This window comes from Saccharopolyspora rosea (assembly GCF_025643595.1).
Lineage (GTDB): Bacteria > Actinomycetota > Actinomycetes > Mycobacteriales > Pseudonocardiaceae > Saccharopolyspora > Saccharopolyspora rosea.
In genome coordinates this window covers 1-13,399 of the sequence record NZ_CP102826.1, presented here as the reverse complement: position 1 = coordinate 13,399, position 13,399 = coordinate 1, and the positions used below count along the sequence as shown (strand labels likewise).

The 13,399-nt window shown below is 69.5% G+C and carries 8 protein-coding genes, 2 tRNA genes and 1 pseudogene; all 11 read right to left on the bottom strand.

Annotated features, from left to right (window positions below; genetic code table 11):
- Positions 1 to 141: 141 nt before the first annotated feature.
- A tRNA-Ala gene (locus NV263_RS00055) sits at positions 142 to 214 on the bottom strand.
- Between the two features lie 124 nt (positions 215 to 338).
- A pseudogene (locus NV263_RS00050) lies at positions 339 to 446 on the bottom strand (DLW-39 family protein); the annotation flags it as partial.
- A gap of 59 nt (positions 447 to 505) precedes the next feature.
- Positions 506 to 579, bottom strand: a tRNA-Ile gene (locus tag NV263_RS00045).
- 120 nt (positions 580 to 699) lie between these two features.
- Positions 700 to 1,470, bottom strand: coding sequence for a DUF3566 domain-containing protein (locus tag NV263_RS00040; protein ID WP_263250288.1), 771 nt, complete (start codon positions 1,468 to 1,470; stop codon positions 700 to 702).
- 36 nt (positions 1,471 to 1,506) lie between these two features.
- Positions 1,507 to 4,002, bottom strand: coding sequence for a DNA gyrase subunit A (gene gyrA / locus NV263_RS00035; RefSeq protein ID WP_263250287.1), 2,496 nt, complete (start codon positions 4,000 to 4,002; stop codon positions 1,507 to 1,509).
- Between the two features lie 136 nt (positions 4,003 to 4,138).
- Positions 4,139 to 6,112, bottom strand: a complete 1,974-nt coding sequence (gene gyrB / locus NV263_RS00030; protein ID WP_263250286.1) for a DNA topoisomerase (ATP-hydrolyzing) subunit B — start codon at positions 6,110 to 6,112, stop codon at positions 4,139 to 4,141.
- A 314-nt stretch (positions 6,113 to 6,426) separates the two neighbouring features.
- Positions 6,427 to 6,963 (bottom strand): DciA family protein, encoded by a 537-nt coding sequence (locus tag NV263_RS00025; RefSeq protein WP_263250285.1) that lies wholly within the window; start codon positions 6,961 to 6,963, stop codon positions 6,427 to 6,429.
- A gap of 97 nt (positions 6,964 to 7,060) precedes the next feature.
- The gene (gene recF / locus NV263_RS00020; RefSeq protein WP_263250284.1) at positions 7,061 to 8,227 is read right to left on the bottom strand and encodes a DNA replication/repair protein RecF; all 1,167 of its coding nucleotides are present in this window, start codon (positions 8,225 to 8,227) and stop codon (positions 7,061 to 7,063) included.
- 153 nt (positions 8,228 to 8,380) lie between these two features.
- Entirely contained in the window at positions 8,381 to 9,268 is an 888-nt protein-coding gene (gnd, locus tag NV263_RS00015) for a phosphogluconate dehydrogenase (NAD(+)-dependent, decarboxylating) (RefSeq protein ID WP_263250283.1), read from the bottom strand.
- 97 nt (positions 9,269 to 9,365) lie between these two features.
- A complete protein-coding gene (gene dnaN, locus NV263_RS00010) occupies positions 9,366 to 10,490 on the bottom strand; it encodes a DNA polymerase III subunit beta (RefSeq protein WP_263250282.1) in 1,125 nt (374 codons plus the stop codon).
- Positions 10,491 to 11,614: 1,124 nt separating this feature from the next.
- Positions 11,615 to 13,399: a chromosomal replication initiator protein DnaA gene (gene dnaA, locus NV263_RS00005; protein ID WP_317630380.1), complete on the bottom strand. Its 1,785-nt coding sequence runs from the start codon at positions 13,397 to 13,399 to the stop codon at positions 11,615 to 11,617.

The following is a 13,399-nucleotide window of genomic DNA, read 5'->3' as shown; positions in this document are numbered from 1 at the left end:
ATGAGCAGGCCGGGAACGAAACAAAGGGTGCGGAGCCGACGAAAAGCGGCCACCGCACCCCGGGGGTCTACGGGGGCTGGGCCCCCGTAAAGACATCAAGGCTGCGGGAAGATGACCGAAGGTCATCGAACAGCCTCGCCGTGGAGACGAGGGGAATCGAACCCCTAACCCCCGCCTTGCAAAGGCGGTGCTCTGCCAATTGAGCTACGTCCCCGGCTCGGTACCCGCGGCACCGCAGCTCCTCCGCTGACCGGTGACGGAGCCCGATTGCTGGTGCCCGACAAGATCGGTCGGCCCGCTCTCGGCGAGCCGACCCTCGGGCTGGTTGATCAGGCCTCTGCGGTGGCCTCGCGCCACAGGTCGGCCTCGGCCTTGGCGGCGCGGTTGCGTCGGATGACGAACAGAACGACCCCAGCAACTGCGGCGAGTGCGAGCAGCTTCTTCACTTCCGGTCGCCTCCTAGTACGTCATACGTTCACGACGCTCATCGGGTCACAGTTGGCAGTGGGCCTAGAAGGACTTGAACCTTCGACCTCTTCGTTATCAGCGAAGCGCTCTAACCGCCTGAGCTATAGGCCCTTGTTCGTTGTGCTTCAAACACTACAGGACGCCTTCCGACGGCCCAACGCCGGGGGGTCGATCAGCCGCTCCCGGCCCGTGGCGATTCCGGCGCGGGGCCGGAATCGCCACGTCAGCGGCTCACTCCCGTTCGGACAGCGTGACCTCGATGCCGCCCGCGAAGTCGGCGGCCACGTTGTAGATGAACGCGGCGACCGTGGCCAGGGCGGTGATCAGCACGATGTTGATCGCACCGATGATCGAGGCGACCCCGAAGACCCGGCCCGCGCTGATCAGCGGCTCGCTGGCCGCGTTGTCGGGCTGGGTCAGCTCGGTGAACGTGCCGTTGAGCTGGTCCCAGACGCCCATGCCGTCGAGCACCCCGTAGAGCACGGCGACGGCGATCATCCACACGAAGAACAGCGCCACGCTGAGCACCAGGGCGAGCTTGAGCACCGACCACGGGTCGAGCCGCTTGATCTGCAGGCTGGCCCGTCGCGGTCCCCGGCTCGGACGCCGTGCCGTGCCGGCGGGGGCGCTGCGCCCCGCCGCCTGCGCGCCGGTGAACGGGACCGACGTGCGCGCGGCCGCGGGGATCTCGGTGCGCACCGTGTCCTGGTCCTGCACCTGCTTCGGGATGCTCTGGGTGTCCTCGGCGTCCGCCGCGCCGCCGGTGGTCGGCGACGTGGTCGTGGCATCGGACTCCGCACCGGCCGACTCCGGCGCCGCCGCGGTCGCGGACGCGCGCTGCCACGGAGGGGTGTCGGTCCCGTCGAGCCCCTCCTCGCCGGAACCGGCCGAGGTCTCTTCCCCGGCTTCGGCGGCGCTTTCGTCGACAGTCTGCGTGCTGACCGGGGTCCGGTCCGCTTCCTCCTGCGGACCGGAGCTCTCCGGCTTCTCGGAAGGTGTCACGAGCGATCCTTCGCTGATCGTCGGCGGCGGTGTGCCTTACTTGTGCTGCTCCGGCCCCGCGGTGTCCGGGTCGGCGGCCTCGTCCGCGTTGCGCGCGATGGCCACCAGCGTGGTGCCGTCGTCCAGGTTCATCAGACGGACCCCCTTCGTCTGCCTGCCGGCCTTGCGGACCTCCTTGGCGGTGGTGCGGATGACCCCGCCGGTGGAGGTGATCGCGTAGAGCTCGTCGTCGACGTCGACGATGAGCGCTCCCACAAGCCTGCCACGCTTGTTGTCGTGCTGGAGGGTCAGCACGCCCTTACCGCCACGGCCCTGCACCGGATAGTCATCGATCGGGGTGCGCTTGGCGTAACCCCCGTCGGTGGCCACCAGCACGTACCGGTTCGGCCGGACCACGCCCATCGCGAGCAGCTCGTCGCCGTCGTTGAACCGCATGCCCAGCACGCCCGAGGTGGCCCGGCCCATCGGGCGGAGCGCCTCGTCGGTGGCGTGGAAGCGGATCGACTGGCCCTCGGCGGAGACCAGCAGCAGGTCGTCGTCGGCCGAGCACAGCACCGCGCCGACCAGCTCGTCGTCGTCCTTGAGGTTGACCCCAATGAGTCCACCCGATCGGTTGGAATCGAAGTCGGTCAACCGGGACTTCTTGACCAGCCCGTTGCGAGTGGCCAGCACCAGGTACGGCGCCGCCGTGTAGTCCTTGATCTGCATGACCTGGGCGATCTGCTCGTCCGGCTGGAACGCCAGCAGGTTGGCCACGTGCTGGCCGCGCGCGGTGCGGTTGGCCTCCGGCAGCTCGTACGCCTTGGCCCGGTAGACCCGGCCCTTGTTGGTGAAGAACAGGATCCAGTCGTGCGTGGAGCACACGAAGAAGTGCGACACGATGTCGTCCTGCTTCAGCTGCGCGCCCTGCACGCCCTTGCCGCCGCGCTTCTGCGCCCGGTACAGGTCGGTCCGGGTCCGCTTGGCGTATCCGGTCCGGGTGATGGTGACGACGACGTCCTCGTCGGCGATGAGGTCCTCCATGGACACCTCGCCGTCGTACGGGACGATCTTGGTGCGCCGGTCGTCGCCGTACTTGTCGACGATCGCCATCAGCTCGTCGCGGATGATCGCGCGCTGCCGCTCCGGCTTGTCCAGGATGTCCTTGAGGTCCTCGATCTCGCGCTCGATCTCGGCCAGCTGGTCGATGATCTTCTGGCGCTCCAGGGCGGCCAGCCGGCGCAGCTGCATCTCCAGGATCGCGTTGGCCTGGACCTCGTCCACGTCCAGCAGCTCGATCAGGCCGGTGCGCGCGTCGTCGACCGTCGGGGACCGCCGGATCAGCGCGATGACCTCGTCGAGCTGGTCCAGCGCCTTGACCAGACCGCGCAGCACGTGGGCCCGCTCCTCGGCCTTGCGCAACCGGAACCGGGTGCGCCGGACGATGACCTCGACCTGGTGCTTGACGTAGTACCGGATCATCTGGTCCAGCCGCAGGGTGCGCGGCACCCCGTCGACCAGCGACAGCATGTTCACGCCGAACGTGGTCTGCAGCTGGGTGTGCTTGTAGAGGTTGTTGAGCACCACCTTCGGGATCGCGTCGCGCTTGAGCGTGATGACGATCCGCATCCCGCGGCGGCTGTTGGTCTCGTCGGCGATGTCCGAGATCCCGGTGAGCTTGCCCTCCCGGTGCATCGTCGCGATGCTCTCGATCAGGTTGTCCGGGTTGACCTGGTAGGGCAGCTCGGTGATGACCAGGCTGTTGCGGCCCTTGTTGTCCTCCTCGATGGACACGACGGCGCGCATCTTGATCGAACCACGCCCGGTGCGGTAGGCGTCGGCGATCGCGTTGGTGCCCATGATCAGGCCGTGCGTCGGGAAGTCCGGGCCCTTGATCCGCGCCAGCAGCGCCTCCATGAGCTGCTCGTCGTCGGCGTCCGGGTTCTCCAACGCCCAGACCACGCCCTCGGCGACCTCGCGCAGGTTGTGCGGCGGGATGTTGGTGGCCATCCCGACCGCGATCCCACCGCTGCCGTTGACCAGCAGGTTCGGGAACCGCGCGGGCAGCACGTCGGGTTCCTGGGTGCGCCCGTCGTAGTTGTCCGAGAAGTCGACGGTGTCCTCTTCGATGTCGGCGAGCATGTGCATCGCCAACGGGTCCAGCCGCGACTCGGTGTAGCGCATCGCCGCCGCCGGGTCGTTGCCCGGCGACCCGAAGTTGCCCTGGCCGTCGACCAGCGTGTGCCGCATCGCCCAGGGCTGGGCGAGCCGGACCAGGGTGTCGTAGATCGCCGAGTCGCCGTGCGGGTGGTAGTTGCCCATCACGTCGCCGACGACGCGCGAGCACTTCACGTACCCGCGGTCCGGGCGGTAGCCCGAGTCGTACATCGCGTACAGCACGCGCCGGTGCACCGGCTTGAGCCCGTCGCGCACGTCGGGCAGCGCCCGCGCGACGATCACGCTCATCGCGTAGTTGATGTAGGAGTTCTGCATCTCCTGCTGGATGTCGACCGGTTCGATCCGGCCGTGCTCCGGCGGCAGGATTTCCGTCACGAGTGGGGGTTCCTTTCAGGCGGGTTGGCGAGGTCCTGCGCCGCCGCGCCGCGAGCGGGCGCGTCCGTCGCGTCGGGGCACCGACCCGGACCGGGCATCGGTGGTCCTCCTTCGGCGGTGGCGGCGGAACGCGAGGTCACACGTCGAGCAGGCCCGCGTCCTTGGCGTTGCGGGTGATGAACGAACGCCGGGCTTCCACGTCCTCGCCCATGAGCACGCTGAACAGCTCGTCGGCGGTGGCCGCGTCGTCCAGGCTGACCTGCCACAGCAGTCGCGTCGCCGGGTTCATCGTGGTGTCCCACAGCTCGTCGGCGTTCATCTCGCCGAGACCCTTGTAGCGCTGGATGCCCTCTTCCTTGGGCAACCTGCGGCCCTCGGAGGCACCGCGTTCCAGCAGCGCGTCCCGCTCGCGGTCGCTGTAGGCGTACTCCGGCTCCGAACGCGGCCACTTGATCTTGTAGAGCGGCGGCTGCGCGAGGTAGACGTGCCCCGCCTCGATGAGCGGGCGCATGAACCGGAACAGCAGCGTGAGCAGCAGGGTCCGGATGTGCTGGCCGTCGACGTCGGCGTCGGCCATGATCACGATCTTGTGGTACCGCAGCTTCGACAGGTCGAACTCGTCGTGGATGCCGGTGCCCAGCGCGGTGATGATCGACTGGACCTCGTTGTTCTTGAGGACCTTGTCGATGCGCGCCTTCTCGACGTTGATGATCTTGCCGCGGATCGGCAGGATCGCCTGGAACCGCGACTCGCGGCCCTCCTTGGCCGAGCCGCCCGCCGAGTCACCCTCGACGATGTAGAGCTCGCACTCCTCGGGGTTGTTGGACTGGCAGTCCTTGAGCTTGCCCGGCAGACCGCCGATGTCCATCGCGCTCTTGCGCCGCACCAGCTCCTTGGCCTTGCGCGCGGCCATCCGGGCCTGCGCCGAGGACACCGCCTTGTTGACGATCGTCTTCGCGTCGGCCGGGTTGCGCTCGAACCAGTCGGTGAGCCACTCGAAGGCCGTGGTCTGCACGAACGACTTGACCTCGGTGTTGCCCAGCTTGGTCTTGGTCTGCCCCTCGAACTGCGGTTCGGAGACCTTCACCGAGACGATCGCGGCCAGTCCCTCGCGGACGTCGTCACCGGTGAGGCTGCCGTCCTTGTCCTTGAGCAGCTTCTTGTCCTTGGCGTAGGCGTTGACCACGCGGGTCAGCGCGGACCGGAAGCCCTCCTCGTGGGTGCCGCCCTCGTGCGTGTTGATGGTGTTCGCGAAGGTGTAGACCGACTGGTTGTAGCCGGAGTTCCACTGCATCGCGATCTCCAGCTCGTGGCCGTTGCCGGAGGCGCTGAACGACACCACCTTCTTGTGGATGGGCTCCTTGGTGGCGTTGATGTGCCGGACGAAGTCCTCCAGACCGCCGGGGTAGTGGAAGGTGCGCTCGGCGGCGCGCGCGGTGCTGCCCGCGGCGTCCTCGCCCGCCTCGTCCTCCTCGGCGGCGCGCTCGTCCCGCAGCGTGATCGACAGCCCCTTGTTCAGGAACGCCATCTCCTGCAACCGGCGAGCGATCGTCTCGGCGTTGTACCGGGTCGTCTCGAAGATGCTCGGGTCCGCCCAGAACGTGATGGTGGTGCCGGTGCGGTCGGTGCGCTCGCCGCGCTCCAGGTCGTGGACGGGCTTGGAGTCCTCGTAGCGCTGCCGCCACACGTGGCCGTCGCGGTGGACTTCCGCCTCCAGCGCCGTCGACAGCGCGTTGACCACGGACACACCGACGCCGTGCAGACCGCCGGAGACGGCGTAGCTGTCGCCGCCGAACTTGCCGCCCGCGTGGAGCACGGTGAGCACGACTTCCAGCGTCGGCTTCTTCTCCACGGGGTGGATGTCGACCGGGATGCCACGTCCGTCGTCGACGACCCGCACCCCGCCGTCGGCCAGCAACGTCACCTCGACCTTGCTCGCGTAACCGGCCATCGCCTCGTCGACGGAGTTGTCCACGACCTCCTGCACCAAGTGGTGCAGACCGCGCTCACCGGTCGACCCGATGTACATGCCCGGACGCTTGCGGACGGCCTCAAGGCCCTCAAGAACGGTGATGGATGAAGCGTTGTACTCGCTTTTCTTCGATGCCACGGGCCTCGATTTCTCCTTGAGCCGACTTGTGCTGCCTGGGGTGGTCCGGTTGCTGCCACACGCGTGCCGCCACACCGCGGACCGTGTCGGGGCGGCTCATCGATCGGCGACTCACCCTGTCGCGGCCCGGCGCCCAGCGCCTCGGCCGCATCCGTCATCGATTCTACTGGCCCCGGGGGACAGGAGGGGGGCAAGGACACCCCTGACTTGCTCACAGAGCCGAGAACTCGGATCGGGACACCATCGAAGAGCCGTCGGTCTGCCCCGGCGGATCTCTGCGCCGATCGGACGTGTTGGCATTGACCCCTCCCGGATCAGCCGTAGGTGTCGCGCGGCCCCCTCCCGGGGATGTGCCGCGGCCCCTTGCGCCAGCTGGGCGCGGCCGGGCCCTGGACCTTGAGGCGTCGCACCACGCCATCGCCCACCCCGTCGGCGATGCGCTTGAGGATCTGCCGCTGCAGCAACCGCAGCTGGGTCGCCCACGCGGTCGACCGCGCCTGCACGGTGAGCACGCCCTCCTTGAGCTCCACCGGCCTGGTGTGCTCGGCGACGTCGGCGCCGACCAGGGTGGACCACTTCGCGAACACCTGTCCGCTGGTGAGCCGGTCGGCCCAGCCGCGTTCGGCGGCGAGCCGGGAGGCCAGCCTGCCCAGCGGTTGCGGATCGCGATCGTCCGGGCGCGCCCCCGACCAGCCCCGACGACGCCGCTGACCTGCGCCGACGGGTTTGCGCACGGGGGTGCGCCGACGCTGGGCGGACTGCTCCCGAGCAGCCTGCAGGGCGGCGCGGGCGAGGTCCGGGCCGCGCAGCGCGGCCCCGTCCGAGCCCACGATGCGCTCGGACGATGCCACCGAGTTATCCACACCATCCACAGAGTTATCCCCAGATGTGGGTACCTCGGCGGACACCGGCCCGTCGTCGATCACTCTGCGTGGGCTGACCACTCGGTCATCCGACACGCCGCACCTCGCCTTCGCGCACGTCGAACCGGACACCGGTGAGCTCCTCCGGGACGTCCTCCGGAACCGCCGCGGTGACCAGCACCTGCTCGGCCCCGGCCACCAGCTCCGCCAGGCGGGACCGGCGGCGGCGGTCCAGCTCGGCGAACACGTCGTCGAGGATCAACACCGGCTCCGCGCCATCTTGGGTGAGCAGGTGGTACGAAGCCAGCCGCAACGCCAGGGCGAAGGACCACGATTCGCCGTGGCTGGCGTAGCCCTTGGCGGGCAGCTCGCCGAGCAGCAGTTCCAGGTCGTCGCGGTGCGGTCCGACCAGCGACACACCGCGTTCCAACTCCTGCGGGCGGACCCGGTCGAGTTCGGTGAGCAGCGCGCGCTCCAGTTCCTCGGGATCGGCGGGCTCGTCCGGGGAGATCTTCGGCAGCGACTCGCCGAGGCTGCTGCGGTAGCGCGCGTCGGCCACCCGGCCGGACGGCGCGGTGCCCTCGCCGGTCGCGGCCACGCTGGCGTACGCCCTGGTCACGTGGGGTGCGATGGCGTTGACGAGATCGATCCGCCCGGCGAGCAGCTGGGCTCCGCTGTGCGCCAGGTGCCCGTCCCAGACCTCCAGGGTCCGCAGGTCGCCGGTGGACCCGCCGCGCCGCGCGGCGCCCGCCGTCTTCAGCAGCGCGCTGCGCTGGCGCAGCACTCGTTCGTAGTCGGAGCGCACTCCCGCGAACCGGGGGGCGCGGGCGACCAGCAGGTCGTCGAGGAAGCGGCGGCGCTCGCCCGGGTCCCCGCGCACGATCGCCAGGTCCTCCGGGGCGAACAGCACGGTGCGCAGGATGCCCAGCACGTCGCGCGGTTTGGTCGCGGCACCCCGGTTGATCCGCGCCCGGTTCGCCTTGCCCGGGTTGATCTCCAGCTCGACCAGCAGCTCACGGCCGTGGTTGACGACCGCGGTGCGCACCACGGCGCGCTGCGCGCCGTCGCGGACCAGGGGTGCGTCACTGGAGACGCGGTGCGATCCGAGGGTGGCCGCGTAGCCGATCGCTTCGACGAGGTTCGTCTTGCCCTGCCCGTTGGCGCCGACGAGCACGGTGGTGCCGGGTTCCAGCGCGAGGTCGGCGTGCGGCCACGACCGGAAGTCGGTCACTTGCAGATGACGGACGTACACGGCGGTCCAAACTAGGTCGTCGACGGTCGGGCACCGCTGGGACCACCCCGGCAACGGGCCGCGGCGGGGTGCCGCGGTTCCTCGCGGAATCGCCGTTCACCCTGGTGAACGCGCTTTTCGCGAGGAACCGCGCTCCCCTGGCGTAAGCGCGGGTCAGCCCTCGGACTTGGTCACCGCGTGACCGCCGAACTGGTTGCGCAGGGCGGCCACGGCCTTCATCGCCGGCGAGTCCTCCTGCCGGGAGGCGAACCGGGCGAACAGCGACGCGGTGATCACCGGGGTCGGCACCGCGTTGTTGATCGACTCCTCGACGGTCCAGCGGCCCTCGCCGGAGTCGTTGACGTAACCGCGCAGGTTCTCCAGCTCCGGGTCCTCCTCCAGCGCCCGGACCAGCAGGTCCAGCAGCCAGGAGCGGACCACGGTGCCCCGGCTCCACGCCTTGATCGTCGCGGGCACGTCGGTGACCACCTCGGAGGCGGCGAGCAGCTCGAAGCCCTCGGCGTAGGCCTGCATCAGGCCGTACTCGATGCCGTTGTGCACCATCTTCGCGTAGTGCCCGGCACCGACCGGTCCGGCGTGCGCGAAGCCCTCGTCGCGCGGGCCCTCCGGACGCAGCGCGTCGAAGATCGGCATGGCGCGCTCGACGTCGGCCGCGTCACCGCCGGCCATCAGGCCGTAGCCGTTCTCGGCGCCCCAGACACCGCCGGAGACACCGACGTCGACGTACTTGATGCCCTTCTCGGCGAGCAGCGCGGCGTTGGCCTGGTCGTCGGTGTACTTCGAGTTGCCGCCCTCGATCACCAGGTCACCGGCGGAGAGCAGGTCGGCGAGCTCTTCGACGGTCTGACGGGTCGGGTCGCCGTGCGGAACCATGATCCACACGACGCGCGGGCCGGTCAGCTTCCGGACCATCTCGGCGATCGAGGCCACATCACTGACGTCCTGGTTCCGGTCGTAGCCGACGACGTCGTGCCCGGCGGCGCGCAGCCGCTCGCGCATGTTGAATCCCATTCGGCCGAGACCGACTAGTCCGAGTTGCACCGGATCTCCCTCTGCGAGCTGTGTTTCGACGTGGTGCGAGGAACCGCCGGGGCCGCCCCGGTCCGGAGCGGCCGTTCACCGGGCGTGACCGGATCGATCAACCCGGCAGGCGCACCGGCATCAGCAGGTACAGGTAGCCCTCCACCACTTCTCCATCTTCCCCGACCGGTTTCACGAGTGCCGGGCGGTTCGATGTGGTGAACAGCATGCGAGCGCGCTCGGTCTTGAGCGCCCCCAGCCCGTCGAGCAGGTAGTTCGGGTTGAACGCGATGGTCAGCGGCTCACCCGCGAGCTCCACGGGCAACTCCTCCTCGGCGCTGCCCTCGTCGTCGCCGCCGGCGGTGAGGCGCAGACCGCTCTCGGAGAACTCCAGCCGCACCTGGGTCCCGCGCTCGGCGACCAGCGAGACGCGCTTGATCGCGTCGACCAGCGGCGCCACGTCGACGGTGGCCTCCACCGCGTTCTCCGACGGCAGCAGCTGCCGGTATTTGGGGAACTCGGCGTCCAGCAGGCGCGTGGTGTTGCGCCGGTTGGGACCGGACAGACCGAGCAGCCCGTCCCCGGAGGCCAGCGAGATCTCCACCTTGCCGCCCCCGCCGCCGAGCGTTTTCGCCGAATCCGCAAGGGTTTTCGCGGGCACCAGCACCGCGGTGTCCTCGATGGACGTTCCCGGTTCCCAGGTGATTTCGCGCATCGCCAGCCGGAACCGGTCGGTGGCGACCATGGTCAGCTTGTCGGCGTTGATCTCCATCCGGACGCCGGTGAGCATCGGCAGGGTGTCGTCCTTGCCCGCCGCGACGGCGACCTGGCCAACGGCCTCGCCGAACACGTCGCCGGGCACGGACCCGGCGTGCTCGGGCATCGCGGGCAGTTCCGGGTAGTCCTCCACCGGCATGGTGGGGAGGCTGAACTTGGAGCTGCCGCAGGTGATGCTGACGCGGGCACCGTCGACGGTGATCTCCACCGGACGCGCGGGCAGGGCCTTGGTGATGTCGGCGAGCAGTCGGCCGGAGACCAGGGTCCGGCCGGTCGCGTCGATCGAGGCGTCGACGGTGACCTGGGCCGAGACCTCGTAGTCGAACCCGGAGATGGTCAGCGCCTCTCCGGAACTGGCATCGAGCAGCACTCCGCCCAGCACCGGGACCGGTGGCCGCGACGGCAGGCTGCGCGCGACCCAGGCGACGGCGTCGGCGAGACCGTCACGTTCCACGCGGATCTTCATGGGTGTCCTTTCGGGTTCAGCCGTGGCTCGGCTGCCGGAGAACTGTGTCGAGCTGTGCTCCCAGCTCGTCGGGTCGGTCTGCTTCGGGTGCCCGACCGGGCGCGAAGCGTGTCCCGCACGAGTAGCCGCGAACGCGAAGAACTCCGGGCGGCCCTTCGCGGGAGTTCCACCGTAGAGCGTCCGGCGTGATCGTCGCATCCGGGTCCGGGCATTCGCCCACGGCGGTGGCGGCCGGTTGTCCACTTGTCCACCGCCCCTACTTCTCTTTTCTTTTTCTTCCAAGGGAAGAAAAGGTCAGCAGTAGTAGTAAGGGCTGTGGGTTGTGGGGATAACTGCCGTTTGAGCAGGTGGCGTGGCCTCATCCGATGTGGATGGACACGGGATGTGATCGGGGACTGCTCTGGCCGGGTGGTGGACAACTTCGGCCCTCCCCCGTTTCGTCCACACCCATCCACAGTTGTCCACATCCCCGTCCACAGTTCCGAGCCCGGTTGTACCCAGGGCCTGTTGGTCGTCCGATCCCCCTTCCGCCGTATGTGGGCGGATCTGTGGGCATCCTGTGGCCAACCTGCGGACCGCATGTGGGCAGCTCGCGCCCCGATGTGCACAGCCTGTGGACGTTCTGGGGAAAAGCCCAGGTCGGCTCTGGGGACAGCAGCTCTGTGGACAGCTGGGGATGCGCGGACTTTTCTGCCGCCGGGGTGAGGCGAAGGCCACCCGGGTCCGCAGAAAAGTTCGGCGCCTCGAAGGGGGCTCCCGCTCACGCGGCGCACGCGTGCGAGTCCGGAACGTGAGGTTCCGGTGGCCGCGCCGCCCTCGGTACGGCCGCCGGAACGCGGCGAATCTTTCTGGTGAGTGCGCCTGGCGTGGCCGACGGGGGTCAGCAGAAAGGTTTCGACGCATGCGCCGCCCCTCCGAGTGCCTGCGCCCGCCGGTGTCCGAAGCCCGGCCGGGCGGCTCGACGACTTTCTACTGGAGGGGGCGGATCGGAGCGGGGTGGGACGGCAGAAAGGTTCCGCGCGAACGGCGCGGGGGATCGGGTGCGCGCAGCGCCGAGGACGGCGGACGGGAGGACAGTGGCGCGGAACGCCTCCGGGAGGGGGTGGATGGCCGCGGGACGAGGTTCAGCGGGACTGCTGCTTGATCCGGGCGGTGAGTTCCTGGACCTGGTCGTAGACGCGACGTCGCTCGGCCATCTCCTTGCGGATCTTCTTGTCCGCGTGCATGACGGTGGTGTGGTCGCGGCCGCCGAAGTACTGGCCGATCTTCGGCAGCGAGGAGTCGGTCAGCTCGCGGCACAGGTACATCGCGATCTGCCGCGCCTGGGCGAGCGCCTTCGTCTTGCCCGGGCCGCACAGGTCGTCGATGGTCACGCCGAAGAAGTCGGCGGTCACGGCCATGATCGTCGGCGCGGTGATCTCCGGGGTCTGCGAATCCGGGATGAGGTCGCGCAGCACGATCTCGGCCAGCTGGAGGTCCACCGGCTGCCGGTTCAGCGACGCGAACGCGGTGACCCGGATCAGCGCGCCCTCCAGCTCGCGGATGTTGCGCTCGATGCGCGAGGCGATGAACTCCAGCACGTCGGCCGGGGCGTTCATCCGGTCCTGCGCGGCCTTCTTCCGCAGGATCGCGATGCGGGTCTCCAGCTCCGGAGGCTGGATGTCGGTGATCAGCCCCCACTCGAACCGGGTGCGCAGCCGGTCCTCCAGGGTGCGCAGGCCCTTCGGCGGCCGGTCCGAGGACACCACGATCTGCTTGTTGGAGTTGTGCAGCGTGTTGAAGGTGTGGAAGAACTCCTCCTGGGTTCCTTCCTTGCCCTCCAGGAACTGGATGTCGTCGACGAGCAGCACGTCGACGTCGCGGTAGCGGCGCTGGAACGCGACCTGGCGGTCGTCGCGCAGCGAGTTGATGAAGTCGTTGGTGAACTCCTCGGTGGACACGTAGCGCACCCGCATCCCCGGGAACAGGCGCTGCGTGTAGTGGCCGACCGCGTGCAGCAGGTGCGTCTTGCCGAGCCCGGACTCCCCCCAGATGAACAGCGGGTTGTAGGCGCGGGCTGGCGCCTCGGCCGCGGCGACCGCGGCGGCGTGCGCGAACCGGTTCGACGACCCGATGACGAAGGTGTCGAAGGTGTACTTCGCGTTCAACCTGGTCTGCGAGGTCGGCGGCGCGTGCTTCGGCGCGGTGAACGGCTGGCCCTGCTGCGGTTCGGGCGGCTGCTGACCGCGGCCGAACGCGGGCCACATCTCGGTGCCGCCCTCCGGCGACTCCTCCTCGGCCTCCTCCTCGGGTTCCGGCTCGGGCGCACCGCCGTCGGCGGCGCTGTCCTGCGGTGGCTCCGGGTACGGCTGGTAGGAGGTGAACGTGCTGGGCGGCTGCGGGATCTCCCCGTTCGGCCACTTGAACTCGGTGGTCGGGAAGTCGTGGTCCGCCGGGGGCTCCGGCTTGGCGTGCCGGCCTTCGGTCACACCGCCGCCGATCGAGCCGGTGTGCGCGGTGTGCCCGAGCACCTCCGGGGTGGGGAAGGACTCCTGCGAGCGGCCGTAGCCGGGGCGGAAGCTCTCCGGGGCGCCGAGCGCGTCGCCGCCGCGCACCGGCCAGTTCTCGGCGGGGGCGGGAGCGGCGACCGGGCGGGTCGGCGCCGGGACCGCGGTGTCGACCTTCACCGCCAGGGAGACGTCCCGTCCGAGGCGGCGGGACAGCGCGTCGGTGATCGGTTCCCGCAGTGCGCGCTCGATGGCTTCCTTGGCGAAGTCGCTGGGCGCGGCCAGCAGTGCGGTACCGTCGAGCAGGCCGATCGGCCGGGTGACGCGCATCCAGGCGCGTTGCTGCGGGGACAGCGTGCCGGAGGACAGCTCCTGCACCACCTCTTCCCAGACCCGACCGAGGTCGGCTTGGTGGTCCGACAC

Excerpts from the sequence above, each read along its gene's own strand:
- dnaN (WP_263250282.1), bottom strand. The coding sequence starts at position 10,490 with ATGAAGATCCGCGTGGAACGTGACGGTCTCGCCGACGCCGTCGCCTGG.